General features: G+C 31.1%; 16 protein-coding genes. 15 read left to right on the top strand and 1 reads right to left on the bottom strand.

Translation table 11 applies throughout. The features are described 5' to 3' along the window. Positions 1 to 10 precede the first annotated feature (10 nt). From JAO71_RS04440 to tsf, 9 genes are all read left to right on the top strand, one after another. Positions 11 to 1,600, top strand: a complete 1,590-nt coding sequence (locus tag JAO71_RS04440) for a 4Fe-4S binding protein (protein WP_116824025.1) — start codon at positions 11 to 13, stop codon at positions 1,598 to 1,600. A gap of 1 nt (position 1,601) precedes the next feature. Further along, a complete protein-coding gene (locus JAO71_RS04435; protein ID WP_202999198.1) occupies positions 1,602 to 2,438 on the top strand; it encodes a toxin-antitoxin system YwqK family antitoxin in 837 nt (278 codons plus the stop codon). Continuing rightward, positions 2,435 to 3,127 carry a glycosyltransferase family 2 protein gene (locus tag JAO71_RS04430; RefSeq protein ID WP_116824024.1) on the top strand — a complete coding sequence of 231 codons (693 nt, stop codon included), beginning with the start codon at positions 2,435 to 2,437 and terminating at the stop codon, positions 3,125 to 3,127. Before JAO71_RS04435 ends, JAO71_RS04430 begins: the two co-directional genes overlap by 4 nt. A gap of 53 nt (positions 3,128 to 3,180) precedes the next feature. Beyond that, complete coding sequence (locus tag JAO71_RS04425) at positions 3,181 to 4,614, top strand: cellulose synthase family protein (RefSeq protein WP_215906963.1); 1,434 nt, start codon at positions 3,181 to 3,183, stop codon at positions 4,612 to 4,614. Positions 4,615 to 4,776: 162 nt separating this feature from the next. Further along, positions 4,777 to 6,132, top strand: a complete 1,356-nt coding sequence (locus JAO71_RS04420; RefSeq protein WP_202999194.1) for a mannosyltransferase — start codon at positions 4,777 to 4,779, stop codon at positions 6,130 to 6,132. Between the two features lie 126 nt (positions 6,133 to 6,258). Then, the gene (rplM, locus tag JAO71_RS04415) at positions 6,259 to 6,714 is read left to right on the top strand and encodes a 50S ribosomal protein L13 (RefSeq protein ID WP_028289142.1); all 456 of its coding nucleotides are present in this window, start codon (positions 6,259 to 6,261) and stop codon (positions 6,712 to 6,714) included. Next, a complete protein-coding gene (gene rpsI, locus JAO71_RS04410; protein ID WP_028289143.1) occupies positions 6,714 to 7,100 on the top strand; it encodes a 30S ribosomal protein S9 in 387 nt (128 codons plus the stop codon). The genes rplM and rpsI overlap by 1 nt, the downstream gene beginning before the upstream one ends. A gap of 200 nt (positions 7,101 to 7,300) precedes the next feature. Further along, on the top strand, positions 7,301 to 8,071 hold the full coding sequence (gene rpsB / locus JAO71_RS04405; protein ID WP_202999191.1) for a 30S ribosomal protein S2: 771 nt from the start codon (positions 7,301 to 7,303) through the stop codon (positions 8,069 to 8,071). An 88-nt stretch (positions 8,072 to 8,159) separates the two neighbouring features. Further along, positions 8,160 to 9,119 (top strand): translation elongation factor Ts, encoded by a 960-nt coding sequence (tsf, locus tag JAO71_RS04400; RefSeq protein WP_028289145.1) that lies wholly within the window; start codon positions 8,160 to 8,162, stop codon positions 9,117 to 9,119. A 96-nt stretch (positions 9,120 to 9,215) separates the two neighbouring features. On the opposite strand, the gene JAO71_RS15825 is transcribed toward tsf, so the two are convergent. Beyond that, complete coding sequence (locus JAO71_RS15825; RefSeq protein ID WP_202999189.1) at positions 9,216 to 9,467, bottom strand: helix-turn-helix domain-containing protein; 252 nt, start codon at positions 9,465 to 9,467, stop codon at positions 9,216 to 9,218. 194 nt (positions 9,468 to 9,661) lie between these two features. On the opposite strand from JAO71_RS15825, the gene JAO71_RS04390 reads away from it, so the two are divergent. From JAO71_RS04390 to JAO71_RS04365, 6 genes are all read left to right on the top strand, one after another. Continuing rightward, on the top strand, positions 9,662 to 11,107 hold the full coding sequence (locus JAO71_RS04390; protein ID WP_202999187.1) for a hypothetical protein: 1,446 nt from the start codon (positions 9,662 to 9,664) through the stop codon (positions 11,105 to 11,107). Between the two features lie 11 nt (positions 11,108 to 11,118). Beyond that, positions 11,119 to 11,661: a DUF6705 family protein gene (locus JAO71_RS04385; protein WP_054852031.1), complete on the top strand. Its 543-nt coding sequence runs from the start codon at positions 11,119 to 11,121 to the stop codon at positions 11,659 to 11,661. 162 nt (positions 11,662 to 11,823) lie between these two features. Then, positions 11,824 to 12,531, top strand: coding sequence for a UMP kinase (pyrH, locus tag JAO71_RS04380; protein WP_028289146.1), 708 nt, complete (start codon positions 11,824 to 11,826; stop codon positions 12,529 to 12,531). A gap of 70 nt (positions 12,532 to 12,601) precedes the next feature. After that, a complete protein-coding gene (frr, locus tag JAO71_RS04375; RefSeq protein WP_202999185.1) occupies positions 12,602 to 13,159 on the top strand; it encodes a ribosome recycling factor in 558 nt (185 codons plus the stop codon). A gap of 88 nt (positions 13,160 to 13,247) precedes the next feature. Further along, positions 13,248 to 13,985 (top strand): TlpA family protein disulfide reductase, encoded by a 738-nt coding sequence (locus tag JAO71_RS04370; RefSeq protein WP_202999183.1) that lies wholly within the window; start codon positions 13,248 to 13,250, stop codon positions 13,983 to 13,985. Then, complete coding sequence (locus JAO71_RS04365) at positions 13,972 to 15,258, top strand: DUF5686 family protein (RefSeq protein WP_236011165.1); 1,287 nt, start codon at positions 13,972 to 13,974, stop codon at positions 15,256 to 15,258. Before JAO71_RS04370 ends, JAO71_RS04365 begins: the two co-directional genes overlap by 14 nt. The last annotated feature ends 39 nt before the right edge of the window (positions 15,259 to 15,297 follow it).

Raw genomic sequence — 15,297 nt, 5'->3', positions numbered from 1 at the left:
ACATCCCAATATGAGTAATAAATTAAATCACAGTATGTCCTTAGCATCACCAGATGCGTTTCATATATCAACAAAACAAAAGTTTGCTTTAGGTATTGGTCTTGTTGGACTATTAATTTTAGCATTAGCATTATTTAACGTCAATTTACCAAATACAGCATTATTTTTAACACTAGCATTAGGATTAATTACAGTTGGTGTTATTATATATTCTAGAGAGGCTTATTTAACCAAATTAGAAGGTATAAAAAACGACGGAGTATGGTATAAATCTATTTCATCCAGAGGATTTTGGGGTTGGGCTTTAGGTATCATACTAACCAGCTTTTACATTGTATTGTACTTTTTTCCTGAATATTTAGGTTTAAGTAAAAATGGTGATCCAAACACTGGTTTAATTGGATTATTTGATCCTTTAAGTAATTTATTAAGTGGTCGTAATGCAAGTCAATGGTTTGTTTATGGGACATTATATACCATTGCTATTTTAGCCTTTGGTTACAAATACATTTTAAAATATAGACATAATCGCTATCAGCAAATCCGAACTGTTTCTGTTATGTTTTTTCAGTTAGGTTTTGCTTTTTTAATTCCAGAATTTATGTACGTCATGAATAATGACTTACCTTATTATGACCTTAAAAGCGTTTGGCCATTAAATTATTACATTTTTGATGAGTGGTCTGTAAAAGGCTTTTTATCTAATGGTAATTTAGGATTAGCATTAATCATTTTTGGGATAGCTTCAACCTTTATCATTACTCCTATTTTAACTTATAAATACGGAAAACGTTGGTATTGCTCATGGGTTTGTGGTTGCGGTGGTCTAGCCGAAACTGCAGGAGATAGTTTTAGACATCTATCTTCAAAAAAACTTTCTGCTTGGAAGCTAGAACGATGGTTAATACATACTGTTTTAGTATTTTCTGTAGTGATGACAACAGCAATGGTATATAGCTATTTAGGTAAAGACAGTAATAATTTTTGGTTAACACGGGATGTTTTTATCATTTCTGTAATAGCTTTTTTAACCATCATATTTGCAGGCGTCATGTATTTTAGAGGTAAAGAGCTTGGTAAAGATGCTAAAGCTGGTGCAATTGGTTATGCTGCTGTAATTACTCTATTACTAATTATGCACTTTACATCAACAACAGATCATTTATTTTTTGTTAAAGGCAGTGCTTTAAGGTCTACCTACGGTATATATATTGGCTCTATTTTTTCAGGTGTAATTGGAACAGGTTTTTACCCAATTTTAGGTAGCAGATCTTGGTGTAGATTTGGATGTCCCATGGCAGCTATATTAGGATTTCAACAACGTTTATTTTCAAAATTTAGAATTACAACTAATGGTGGACAATGTATTTCATGTGGTAATTGCTCAAACAGTTGCGAAATGGGAATAGATGTTCGTGCTTACGCACAAAAAGGAGAAAACATTGTACGTTCAAGCTGTGTTGGTTGTGGTGTTTGTAGTGCTGTTTGCCCAAGAGGTGTTTTAAAATTAGAAAACGATACTATGGATGGACGTATTAATCCAACAGAAGTCTTATTAGGTAACGATGTTGACTTAATGGATTTTGTAAACAAAAAATAAAATGAAAACCTATGTTTTATATTGTTTCATCTTATTTGGTTATAACGCTTACGCGGAAAAAACTTACGTAAGGACATATTATGACAACGGAGACCTATTGTCAAAAGGTTGGATTAGTAATAATCAAAAAATAGATTTTTGGGTGTATTATTACCCAAACGGAAACATAAAACAAAAAGGAAACTATAGTAATAACCTTAAAACAAGCTATTGGATAGAGTTTCACGACAATAAAACAATCAAAGCCAAAGGCAATTACAACAAAGGTTTAAAACAAAAGTACTGGACCTATTACCATAACAATAATATCTTATATAAAGTAGGTAATTATCTTAATGGCAAAACCAATGGTTACTGGAAAACATATCACAAAAACAGCTACTTAAAAAGTCAAGGTCGCTATTTAAATGGGAAAAAAACAGGTTACTGGAAAACCTATTACGACAATTCAAAAACTAAAAGCGAAGGTCATTATTTAAACGACTTGAAAAATAAATTCTGGAAATTCTATTACAAAAACACAGTAATTTCTAAATTTGGAAGTTTTAGCCAAAACCTAAAATCTGGCTATTGGCAATATTTCCGCGAAAGCGGTAAAAAAGAAAAAGAAGGTCATTATCTCACTAATAAAAAGGTAAAATGGTGGCTATTTTATGATCAAAACGAAAAAATTAATCATAAATGTCAACTTAAAGACAATCAAAAAAATGGGTATTGTCTTATGTATAAAAATGAAGATTTGGTATCTGCAGTAAAATTTAAAGCAGGACAAAAAATAAAAGAATGGACCGATTTAAAGTCCTTTAAAAAAGAAAATAAATTAAGCGACCTTAAATGACCAAAATAAAAGTCATCATTCCTGCCTACAACGAGCAAGACTCAATTGCAAACGTTATAAACGATATTCCTAAATTAGTTGATGAGGTAATTGTAGTTAGCAACAACTCTACAGACCTAACAGAAACTAATGCAAAAAATGCAGGTGCCACCGTTTTAAAAGAAAGTAACAAAGGTTATGGTTATGCCTGTTTAAAAGGGATGGACTACATTGCTAAACAAACTAACAAACCAGATATAATTGTTTTTTTAGATGGAGATTACAGTGATTATCCAGAAGAATTGACCAAAATAATAGCTCCTATTTTGGACAATAATACAGATTTTGTTATTGGTGCACGTGTTAAAAACCTAAGAGAAGAAGGTAGCATGACACCACAACAAATTTTTGGAAATTGGCTGGCAACAACACTAATGTCTTTATTTTTTGGTGCAAAATTTACAGATCTTGGACCCTTTAGAGCCATAAAATATGATAAGCTTCTAGCTTTAAATATGGTAGATAAAACCTATGGTTGGACAGTAGAAATGCAACTAAAAGCATTGAAGCAAAAACTGACTTATATTGAAGTGCCTGTAAACTATCGTAATAGAATTGGTGTCTCAAAAGTTTCAGGAACAATAAAAGGTAGTATATTTGCTGGCGTTAAAATATTAACGTGGATATTTAAATACAGTTTTAAAAAGTGATTCTCCAGACCATTACCATTATTATTTACAGCATTGCGCTAGTTCTTATTTTCATGTACGCCTTAGCCCAGTTAAACCTGTTATTCAACTACTTAGCTGCTCAAAAAAAAGAAGAAAACGCACCAAAATTCAACTTCAAAAACCCTGAAGAAATCCCATTTGTAACCATACAGCTTCCTGTTTTTAACGAGCTGTACGTTATGGATCGTTTACTAGACAACATAGCGTTAATTGACTATCCAAAGGACAAATTAGAGATTCAAGTACTTGATGACTCTACAGATGAGACTGTACAAACCACAAAAGCACACGTTGAAAAATTAAAGCAACAAGGCCTTGATATCACTCATATTACCAGAACAAATAGACAAGGTTTTAAAGCTGGAGCTTTAAAAGAAGGATTAGAAGTTGCAAAAGGAGAATACATTGCAATTTTTGATGCCGATTTTTTACCAAAACCAAACTGGTTAAAAAAAACAATTCCGTTTTTTAAGGACGAAGCAATAGGTGTAGTACAAACACGTTGGGGACACATCAATAGGGATTACTCTACATTAACAAAAATTCAAGCCTTTGCATTAGACGCTCATTTTACTTTAGAGCAAGTTGGACGTAGTAGCAAAGGACACTTTATAAACTTTAATGGTACAGCAGGTGTCTGGCGTAAAGACTGTATTTTAGATGCAGGAAACTGGGAAGGTGATACTTTAACAGAAGATTTAGACCTAAGTTATAGAGCACAACTTAAAAACTGGAAGTTTAAATATTTAGAAGATGTTGAAACTCCAGCTGAGTTACCAGTTGTTATCAGTGCTGCAAGATCACAACAGTTTAGATGGAATAAAGGTGGAGCAGAAAACTTCCGCAAGATGCTTGGTCGTGTATTAACCAATAAAAATATTTCGGCTAAAACTAAATTGCATGGTATCCTTCATTTATTAAATAGCACCATGTTTTTAAATGTATTAATTGTTGGTATCTTAAGTATACCAATGTTGTACATAAAAAATGAATATGCACACTTAAGGCCATACTTTTATGTCATGAGCTTTTTTGTAATAAGTACAGTTATCTTTTTTGTTTGTTATTGGGTTATGTATAAACAAAGTCATGGTAACACTTTTAAAGACTTTTTAAAATACATTGCATTGTTTTTTACATTTTTCTCTATAGCAATGGGCTTTTCTTTACACAATTCTATTGCAGTATTAGAAGGACATATTGGTAAACGAAGTGATTTTGTAAGAACACCAAAATTTAATATCAGCACATTAAAAGACAGCTGGAAAGGCAACAAATATTTACGTAAAAACATATCGGTTAATGTCGTTTTTGAAGGTTTACTAATGCTATATTTTGCATTTGGTATGTACAGTGCATTTATAGTTGGTGATCAAGGTGGAGACTTTGGATTATTTCCGTTTCACTTAATGTTAACTATTGGATTTGGATTTGTGTTTTTCAAATCCTTAACTTCAAAAGCATAATAATTTGGGCGTTACCACAAGGGTCGCGTTTTTCATTATATCTTTTTTGCATTTGCACAAACACGCTTAATCTAAACCAAAATTAAGATTAAGTCTTAACGATGTTTAAGTATTTAAACAGCAAAAAAGGATGCCATTACAACCGCTAACGCAGGATGCATCATGCTTAACACTTCTATTTTAAAGATTAACACATTAAGCTTACTGCTAATATTAGCTAGTTGTTTTTTGTACGGAATCTTTGCTTATGACCTGGTAAGGACAGACTACACGACTTTAATATCGCTTTACCTTGTTTTATTTGGACTGTTTATAAAACTAGTTAACAACAAACAAAACAGCTTTAAATTATTACTGGTAGTAGCAATAATAAGTCGTTTAGTATTTCTAGTTGCAATACCTAACCTATCTCAGGATTTTTATAGATTTATTTGGGATGGACGTATGATTTTAAAAGGGATTAACCCTTATTTATACACTCCAGAAAGTTTTATAACAGCAGGACAATACCCAATACATCAAGCACAAGATCTAGTAAATGGCATGCAAGCACTAAACGCAAGCCACTACTCTAACTATCCTCCAATTAATCAACTACTTTTCACATTAGCTAATCTTGCTTCTAACACAAGTATTTTAGGGTCTGTAATTGGTTTGAGATTGATAATTATAGTTGCAGACATAGGTACACTTTATTTTGGAAGCAAGTTATTAGACTTAATGAAGCTTCCTAAAAAAAACATTTTATGGTACATATTAAATCCATTTATAATTATAGAATTAACAGGTAATCTTCATTTTGAAGGTGTAATGATTTTCTTTTTAATACTGAGTCTATACTTACTTAAAATCAACAAATGGAAATGGTCAGCAGTGGTTTTTGCTTTATCAATTTCAACAAAACTAGTACCATTATTATTTTTACCATTATTTATAAAGTGGTTTAAAACAAAACAAGGTATCGATTATAAAAAACTAATCGCTTTTTATCTGATAATTGGATTTAGTACAATAGTACTATTTGCACCTTTCTTCTCCATGCAATTTGTAAACAACTACTCTAAAACAGTTGGATTATGGTTTGGGAATTTCGAGTTTAACGCAAGTATATATTATCTAGCAAGAGCAATAGGCTACTACATTACAGGATACAACCAAATAGCTATAATCGGAAAAATTTTACCCGTAATAGTATTTATAACCATTTGGATACTTGCATTAGTTAGAAAAAACCAAAACTACAGCACTTTAATATCAAGTATGATAATCGCAATAACTTGTTATTTACTATTAAGTACTACAGTACATCCATGGTATATAGCTTCGGTATTAATTTTAAGTGTTTTTACTAACTATAGATACCCACTAGTTTGGAGCTTTATAATCATAATAAGCTATCTAGCTTATGCAAACTCTAATAATACAGAAAATTTGTGGATAATTGGTTTTGAGTATTTTATAGTATTCACAGCAATAATTTTAGAATATTTGGCTAAAAAAAGGAAGCTTAATTTTTAAGCTCTAAAAAGATATCAACAGACTTATTAAATAAAAAGCCTTTCACTATTTGGTAATCAAATATATAATCGTAAATTTGCAAACTCTTTTTGAGAGAGGAATGTTTAATAAAAAATAATTAATAACGTGGACACATTAAGCTACAAAACGATTTCAGCAAACAAAGCTACTGCAGATAAACAGTGGGTTTTAGTAGACGCTGAAGGTCAATCATTAGGGCGTTTGTCTTCTAAAGTTGCAAAACTTATAAGAGGAAAACACAAGCCAAGCTTCACACCACATGTTGATTGTGGAGATAACGTAATTGTTATCAATGCAGAAAAAATCAACTTAACAGGAAACAAGTGGAATGACAAAACTTACATTCGTCACACAGGTTATCCAGGTGGTCAAAGAAGTTTAACTGCTACAGAAATGTTTGGAAAAGATCCAGCAAGGTTAGTAGAAAAATCAGTAAAAGGAATGTTACCTAAAAACAAATTAGGTGCAGCATTATTCCGTAATTTAAATGTTGTTGTTGGTACAGCTCATGCTCATGAAGCTCAAAAACCAACAGTGATTAACTTAAACGAATTCAAGTAATGGAAGTAATTCACAAAATTGGTCGTCGTAAGACCGCAGTTGCTCGTGTTTACCTATCTGAAGGAAAAGGTAACATTACGATCAACAAAAAAGATCTTAAAGACTACTTCGATACAGCAACGTTACAGTACAAAGTAAACCAACCATTAGCTTTAACAGACAATGAAGGTAACTTTGATATTAAAGTTAATGTATTTGGAGGTGGTATCACAGGACAAGCTGAAGCTGTTCGTTTAGCAATTTCTCGTGCAATGTGCGAATTAGATGCTGAAAACAGATTAATCTTAAAGCCTGAAGGTTTATTAACTAGAGACCCAAGAATGGTAGAGCGTAAAAAATTCGGACAGAAAAAAGCGCGTAAAAAATTCCAATTCTCGAAACGTTAATATTACCCTTCAACAGCATTGGAATGTCTTTACAGTCTTTTCAATCCTGTTGAAACAAACAAAATTTAAACAGTTATTGTTGTCCTAGTGTTTTTAAATTAAAGCACAGGATTTAGTTTAGCATCTAAATAATTAAGGCAAGTTTATTAAAAATGACCACTTAATTATTGCTAATTCAACAGAACGTAAACTATTACAAAATGGCAGTAGAAGTAAAAGAATTACTTGAAGCAGGTGTACACTTCGGTCACCTTACACGTAAGTGGGATCCAAACATGGCTCCTTACGTATATATGGAGCGTAACGGTATCCATATTATAAACTTATACAAAACAGCAGCTAAAATGGAAGAAGCTGGAGATGCATTAGCAAAAATTGCAGCTTCAGGTCGTAAAATTTTATTTGTTGCAACAAAAAAGCAAGCAAAAGATATCGTAGCTGAAAAAGCTGGTAGCATCAACATGCCTTTCATTACTGAAAGATGGCCTGGTGGAATGTTAACTAACTTTGTTACTATCCGTAAAGCAATCAAAAAGATGGCTACTATTGATAGAATGAAAAAAGACGGTACCTTTTTAACCTTATCTAAAAAAGAACGTTTACAAGTTGACCGTTTAAGAGCTAAGTTAGAAAAAAACTTAGGTTCAATTGTTGACATGACTCGTTTACCAGGAGCTTTATTTGTTGTAGATATTAAACGTGAGCATATCGCGATTAAAGAAGCACAAAAATTAAACATTCCTATCTTTGCAATGGTAGATACTAACTCTGATCCACGTCAAGTAGATTACGTTATACCTGCAAATGATGACGCTTCTAAATCAATCGATAAAATCTTAACATATGTTACTAATGCTGTAACTGTAGGATTAAACGAACGTAAAGCTGAAAAAGCAGAAAAGGATGCAGCTAAAGCAGATAAAAAAGCAGCACCTAAAAAAGCAGTAGCAGCTAAAGACGAAGAAGAATAAAATAACAATTTCAAAACACAAATCAGTCGTTTAATTCTTTTCTTTGTCGAAAATAAATTAAACGACTTTTTTTTAAATTATACTTATTATGAGTGAAGTAAAAATTTCAGCAGCACAAGTAAACGAACTAAGAAAAGCTACAGGAGCAGGAATGATGGACTGCAAAAAAGCTTTAGTTGAAGCAGGTGGTGATTTTGACAAAGCAATTGACGTTTTACGTAAAAAAGGTCAAAAAGTAGCCGAAAAAAGAGCAGATAGAGATTCTTCTGAAGGTGCTGCAGCAATTAAAATTAATGATGACAATACTGTTGGTGTTGCTATTGTATTAGGTTGTGAAACTGACTTTGTTGGTAAAAACGAATCATTTTTAGCTTTAGCTGCTCAATTTGCAGACATCGCTATTAACTTTGATAACAAAGAAGATTTCTTAGCTGCAGACTTTGGTGGTATGACAGTTGCAGAAAAACTAGTTGAACAAACTGGTGTAGTAGGTGAAAAATTAGAAATCAACGCTTTTGAAAAATTAGAAGCTCCTTACGTTGGTTCTTACGTTCACATTAACAAAATTGGTGCATTAGTAGGTTTATCTGAAGCTAACGAAGAAGTAGCTAAAGATGTAGCAATGCAAGTCGCTTCAATGGGAGCAACGTCATTATCTTACAAAGATTTTGATCCTGCTTTTGTAGCATCAGAAACTGAAGCTAGAATTGCAGTAATCGAAAAAGATAACATCGAGTTAGGACGTTTAGGTAAGACTTTAAAAAATGTACCTCAATACATTTCAATGTCTCAATTAACTCCTGAAGTTATGGCTAAAGCTGAAGAAGATGCTAAAGCTGAATTAAAAGCTGAAGGTAAGCCAGAACAAATCTGGGACAAAATTTTACCTGGTAAAATGGACCGTTTTGTATCTGATAATACAACTTTAGATCAAGAACAATGTCTATTAGATCAAAGATTTATTAAAGACGAAAAAGTAACTGTTGAAGCTTATGTAGCGTCTAAAAATGTTTCTGTAACAGATTTCAAACGTGTATCTTTAGGATAATCTATTTAAGTGTGTTATTCTTAGCATAGTAAAGAATCTCATACTTAGAAATATAAATTAAAAACCACTCTCTATTTTTTAGAGTTAGTGGTTTTTTTATTTTATATCTTCAAAAAACTCCTCAAAGGAGATTTCAAAAACAAGTAATAGTGTTTTTAAAGTTGAAACATTAATTGTCACAATCCCTTTTTCTATTTTATAAATATATTGTCTATCTTTTCTAGAAGCGTTACCTAGTTCCACTTGTCTTATTGCTTTTTCTTTTCTGACTGCACGAATACGTTTACCAATTGTAACTAGGAAATTTTCTTTTATTTTTTCTATGTGCTTATCAGATAATTGAATCACTTAAGCAAAGTACTATAAACAAATAATTATTATGTAACCTTAAAATACTTCATTTAATTTTTTTTACATCTTTATTGTAAACTAATTTAAACTCTTATTTAACTAATTGTAATATGGTGTTTACTCATTATATATTTTAATACAAATAGAGTTTATATAATTTATTCTTATATTAATCAATAAAATTTCATGTAATGAAACAAAAAATTAAAACGTACCTCAAATATGGATTATTTCTATTTGGTATAGTTATTTTTATTTACAGTTGTCAAAAAGATGATATAGACAACTACGAAAACTCTTCACATATTAAGGTTAACCCTTACAATGTCTCTTTTAGTAAATTTAAAGAACATACAAAAATAACAAACTTAAGCAGTTATTTAAAAAGCAAAACATCACAAAGTGATGCACGTGTAGATGTTACCTTTAACGACTTTTTAATAGATACAACAACAGTTAATCATTATCTTTTAGATAGTGAAAGGTCTTCCTTTTCTTTTAAAATAATATTAAAAGATAGTGTTGTAGATGGTGAGACTTACAACTTATTTATTCGCGAAAGAGATAACCAATGGGTATCCTCCATTATGTTGTTTGTTGAGGATAATGATACTTCAAATAATACTCGCTTTTCACATATCGAAGAAGTGTATACTTTAGATGGTATACATGCAAGACAAAGCAATCATCATCATAATAATTCAGTAGCAAGAGGTGGTGGAGGAACTTGGTCCGAAACTAATATCTATCATTGCACAAATACAGGAGAGTGCTCTTCAGGTGTATGTGACTTATGTTATCGTTGTGTAAGCACTGTCTCTATAAGTTTTACACAACAAGGTGATTTTGGAGATGATGTTGGAGGAAGCTCAGATAATGGAATAGATGGTGGAATGTATAATGGTGGTGGTGGTGCTGGTTCTTATTATGACCCGAATGATAGTAATACTAATCACAATGAAGAAGAGGAAGATGTAATCACAGACTGTAACTTACTAGAAAATTTATCTGCAAGTCCTGATTTTGCAAACAAAATGCAAGAGTTAATCAATAATACATCTGGAAATACCGAAATAACTTATTTTGGAAATACAGATGAAAACGGGACAACTTCTTTACCTATAAGAGTTGAAAGTGAAGAAGGTGTTAGAGGAATAGATATTGGTGTAAATTCAACTGAGCAAATAGATGTATTTATGCATAACCATTTTAATAATGGCCAAGGCTCATTATCTGTATTTTCTGGTTCTGATTTATTCACCTTATACCAACTATACCTTAACGGTAATATAACAGATGTAGATAATTATGTTATGCTAGTAGCAACTCCTGGTGGTAGTGGTGCTAATGATGAAGAAACGGTTTATGCCATTACAATTAACAACGAAAGTAGTTTTTCACAATTTGGCGCAAATTTTTTGCATGAATATAATTTAATAGACTTAATATATGACTCAAAAGGTAATAAAATAAGTCCAAATATATCTAATTCATTAAATGAAGAAAGATTTACAAAACTATTAAATACCTTTAATTCTGGTTTAACCATTTTTAAAGGAGATAAAGATGATTTATCTAATTGGTCAAAACTTAAAGTAACACAAAGCAACAACATAACAAATAAAGATTGTAATTAAAACTCTAAACAATGAAAAAAATATTAATACTTACATTAACAATATCTAGTTTTTTCGCTTGTAAAGCACAAACTATTTATGGATTTGATACTGAACCAGAAGCTATGGAAGCAAACAATATATACATTAAAGACACAAATAACGACCACGATTTAATAGTAGGTACTTGGAGGTGGGAAGATAGTAATAACTCTTTTGAGATTACGCTACAAGAGTTTGAAATGTATAACTATCCGGATACTTCGACTAGATATTATGATGCTATTTTTGGTAAATACAAGTATATTGTAGATGGTGATTTAATATCAGAAACAACAACTATTGAATCTTTACCTAACTTTTCAATTGGACTGAATCATTCAACATCAACTCTTTATAGTGTAGTCATTGAGGATGTTGTAAGTGGGAAATCAATGATTGGAGAATTTGAGATAATTTCATCCAATACAGGAACATTAAACTTATGGCGTAGTGAAGGTATTAGAGTTAATTCTCCTGATGATAATGGTATAGATTTTTCATTACCAATGTCAGTGACTTTAACAAAACAATAAAAATAAAGACCATTATTAAAACCAAATCCACTACGCTATTTTTAGAGTATTGGTTTTTTTTATAGTTTAATATTAAAAGAAAACTAACTAGCTTTTATTCACTTAAAAAAATAAAAAAAATGTGTAGCTTTGTCAAACTTTCAAAAGCAACACACACATCTAATGAAATACAAACGTATACTCCTAAAACTTTCAGGTGAAGCCTTAATGGGAAACCGTCAATATGGAATTGATCCAGAACGATTATCTGAATATGCTCAAGAAATAAAAGCAATTACAGAAAAAGGTATTGAGGTAGCAATTGTTATTGGTGGAGGAAACATTTTTAGAGGTGTTGCAGGAGCTATGAATGGTATGGATCGCGTACAAGGTGACCATATGGGAATGCTTGCAACCGTTATAAATGGTTTAGCTTTACAACAAGCTTTAGAAGATGCAGAAATTAAAACCAGACTACAAACTGCTATTAAAATTAACGAAGTAGCAGAACCTTTTATACGCAGAAAAGCAATGAGTCATTTACGAAAAGGACGTGTTGTTATTTTTGGAGGAGGTACTGGTAACCCTTACTTTACAACAGATTCAGCAGCTGTACTAAGAGCAATCGAAATTGAAGCAGATGTTATTTTAAAAGGAACACGTGTAGACGGAATTTATAATGCTGATCCAGAAAAAGATAAATCTGCAATTAAATTTGACCATATTACTTTTGATGATGTTTTACGTAAAGGATTAAAAGTTATGGATACTACAGCATTTACTTTAAGTCAAGAAAATGATTTACCAATAATTGTTTTTGATATGAATACAAAAGGCAATTTAATGAAGGTCGTTTCCGGAGAAAATATAGGAACACAAGTTAGTTTATAATTAGATTTTTTTACTACATTTAAAATTGGCTCGCTTTTTGAAAGTCATTCAATATTAAATTTTTATTACAATGAACGAAGACATTACATTTATTATAGATTCTGCTAAAGAGGCAATGGATAAAGCCATTAAGCATCTAGAAAAGCAATTTGTAAACATACGTGCTGGAAAAGCTAGTCCTGCTATGCTTGGTAGCGTGATGGTAGATTATTATGGCTCACAAACTCCATTAAGTCAGGTTGCAAATGTCAACACACCAGATGGTAGAACAATAACGGTACAACCATGGGAAAAAAACATGCTTCAAGAAATTGAAAAAGCAATAATGATTGCTAACCTAGGTTTTAATCCAATGAATAATGGTGAAACTATTATTATAAACGTTCCACCTTTAACAGAAGAGCGAAGACGTGATTTAGCAAAACAGGCTAAAGCAGAATCTGAAGATGCTAAAGTTGGTATTAGAAGTGCACGTAAAGACGCTAACAACGACATAAAAAAAACAGAAGATGCTTCTGAAGATTTACAAAAAAATGCCGAAGCAGATATACAAACATTAACAGATAAATACGTCAAACTAATTGACGAGCTTCTTGCAAATAAAGAAACGGAAATAATGACTGTCTAATAAAAAAAGCGACTTATCAGTCGCTTTTTTTATAACTTTTATTAAAACCGAGCGTTCAACTTCTATAATATACTTTAAAATACTATTTATGAAGTTTTTAAAATCATTATCTTTTATTCTTTCATTTATAGGCTTTGGTTTATTACAAGCTCAAGACTTTAAATTTATACCAAAAGAACAACGATTATTAACTGACGAAGAAGTAAAAACGACAGAGATTATAATTACTCCAGACATTTTACTTTTTAACGAGACTGGAAAAATACTTCCAATGTCACAAGTACAGTTAATGACCAACAGTAATTATAAACCGTTGTTTTATGTAGATCAAAATGAAAGGTTAAAATCTATACTTTTTATACGCTTAGAAGGTGTTAACAAAACAATTCAAAAAAATCCTGAAGCAGAGTTCACAAAAGGTGAAAAAGCCTTAGATTTTATAACTACAGACTTAAATGGTAATACATTTAAGCTTTCTGATTTAAAAGGTCAAGTTGTAGTTTTAAATTTTTGGTTTACTAAATGTGGTCCCTGTATTAGCGAAATGCCTGAATTAAATAATCTAACAGAAAATTTTAAAAATAAAAAAGTTAAGTTTTTGGCAATTACATTTAATTCAAAAGAAATCGTTAAACAATTTTTAAAAGACACAGCGTTTGATTATACTATAACACCAAATGCTAATGATGTCATAACAATGTATGGTGTACAAAGTTACCCAACATCCATTGTTATTGACAAAAACGGAAACATTGTTACTAAAGAAGTTGGTTATAGAACCAATATTAAATCTGTACTTACTAAAGCGATTGATGCTGCATTATAAATCATTAAAACACTTTAATTGTCTAATTATACTATTTTTAATAAGTATAACCTTTAGTCATGCACAAGATCCAGAAAACAACCTAAAAGTAACAGATACGACTAAATCGAGTGAACTTTTAAAGCAAATTGGAAATGGTTTTTTCCCAACCAAAGTCTGGAATTTTGATTTAAGATACCTAATCAAGTTTAACCAATATGAAGGTTTTAGAACAGGATTAGGCGGAATTACAAATGATGCTTTCTCAGAAAAATATCGAATTGATTCTTATTTAGTTTATGGTTTTAAAGACGACAGTTTTAAATATAAAATCGGAGGAGGCTTTAGATTAAACGAAAAACATAACACCTGGTTCAATGTTTCGTATGTTGACGATTTAAAAGAAACTGGTAGCTCTGCTTTTTTAACAGATAGCAGGTCTTTTTCGTTTTTCGAACCACGCTTATTAAACATCAATTTATTTCATAAGCATATTACATCATCCGTATCACTTGAACATGAAATCACTCCTCAATTATATTCAAAAACAGAATTAGCAATCAGTAATATTAGACCAACTTACGACTATAATTTTGTTCTAGACAACAATAGTTATAGTGGTTTTGAAACATCAATAGCAAAAATAGCATTACAGTGGGACCCTTTTAAAACACTAGAAAAGGTTGAAAATGGTGAAAAAATTTATAAAGACGGCTATCCTAAATTTACCTTACAATATTCAAAAAGTTTTAAAGATGTATTAAACGCTGATTTTAATTTTTCTAAACTAGATTTTAGGACAATTCATAAAATTAAACACAATAAAGACTCTTATACAATTGGTACAATATCTGCAGGAATCACTCATGGAGATGCTCCTTTGACACATTTATACCATGCTTATCCAAATAATATTACCAAAGAAACTATACTCCAACGGTTTTCGGTTGCAGGAATAAATAGTTTTGAAACAATGTACTTTAACGAGTTTTTTTCAGATCGTTTTTCGACAGTAGTCTTAAAACATTATGTCAAACCATTTGCAATTGCAAAACGATTTAATCCTCAATTAGTATTAATTACCAGATACGCAATTGGTAATATGAATACTATTGGTCGTCACCAAAATGTGAGTTTTGGAACCTTAAACCATGGCTATACTGAAAGTGGTTTTGAAATCAATAAACTACTATTTGGTTTTGGATTAAGTGGGACTTACCGATATGGTGCATACCACCTACCAAATGAAGAAGATAATATTGCAGTAAAATTCACTTTTAATATTACATTATAAAACCAAAATTGTATCACTAAATACAATGGTTTTAACTAC

The sequence above is a fragment of the Olleya sediminilitoris genome, assembly GCF_016785945.1.
GTDB lineage: Bacteria > Bacteroidota > Bacteroidia > Flavobacteriales > Flavobacteriaceae > Olleya > Olleya sediminilitoris.
This window is presented reverse-complemented; position numbering and strand designations above follow the sequence as displayed.

Coding starts and splice junctions, on each gene's coding strand:
- JAO71_RS04390 (WP_202999187.1), top strand. CDS start 9,662: ATGAAACAAAAAATTAAAACGTACCTCAAATATGGATTATTTCTATTT.
- JAO71_RS04420 (WP_202999194.1), top strand. CDS start 4,777: ATGCTTAACACTTCTATTTTAAAGATTAACACATTAAGCTTACTGCTA.
- rpsB (WP_202999191.1), top strand. CDS start 7,301: ATGGCAGTAGAAGTAAAAGAATTACTTGAAGCAGGTGTACACTTCGGT.
- JAO71_RS04440 (WP_116824025.1), top strand. CDS start 11: ATGAGTAATAAATTAAATCACAGTATGTCCTTAGCATCACCAGATGCG.
- JAO71_RS04365 (WP_236011165.1), top strand. CDS start 13,972: ATGCTGCATTATAAATCATTAAAACACTTTAATTGTCTAATTATACTA.
- frr (WP_202999185.1), top strand. CDS start 12,602: ATGAACGAAGACATTACATTTATTATAGATTCTGCTAAAGAGGCAATG.
- JAO71_RS04425 (WP_215906963.1), top strand. CDS start 3,181: ATGTACGCCTTAGCCCAGTTAAACCTGTTATTCAACTACTTAGCTGCT.
- tsf (WP_028289145.1), top strand. CDS start 8,160: ATGAGTGAAGTAAAAATTTCAGCAGCACAAGTAAACGAACTAAGAAAA.
- pyrH (WP_028289146.1), top strand. CDS start 11,824: ATGAAATACAAACGTATACTCCTAAAACTTTCAGGTGAAGCCTTAATG.
- JAO71_RS04370 (WP_202999183.1), top strand. CDS start 13,248: ATGAAGTTTTTAAAATCATTATCTTTTATTCTTTCATTTATAGGCTTT.
- JAO71_RS04385 (WP_054852031.1), top strand. CDS start 11,119: ATGAAAAAAATATTAATACTTACATTAACAATATCTAGTTTTTTCGCT.
- rpsI (WP_028289143.1), top strand. CDS start 6,714: ATGGAAGTAATTCACAAAATTGGTCGTCGTAAGACCGCAGTTGCTCGT.
- JAO71_RS04435 (WP_202999198.1), top strand. CDS start 1,602: ATGAAAACCTATGTTTTATATTGTTTCATCTTATTTGGTTATAACGCT.
- JAO71_RS04430 (WP_116824024.1), top strand. CDS start 2,435: ATGACCAAAATAAAAGTCATCATTCCTGCCTACAACGAGCAAGACTCA.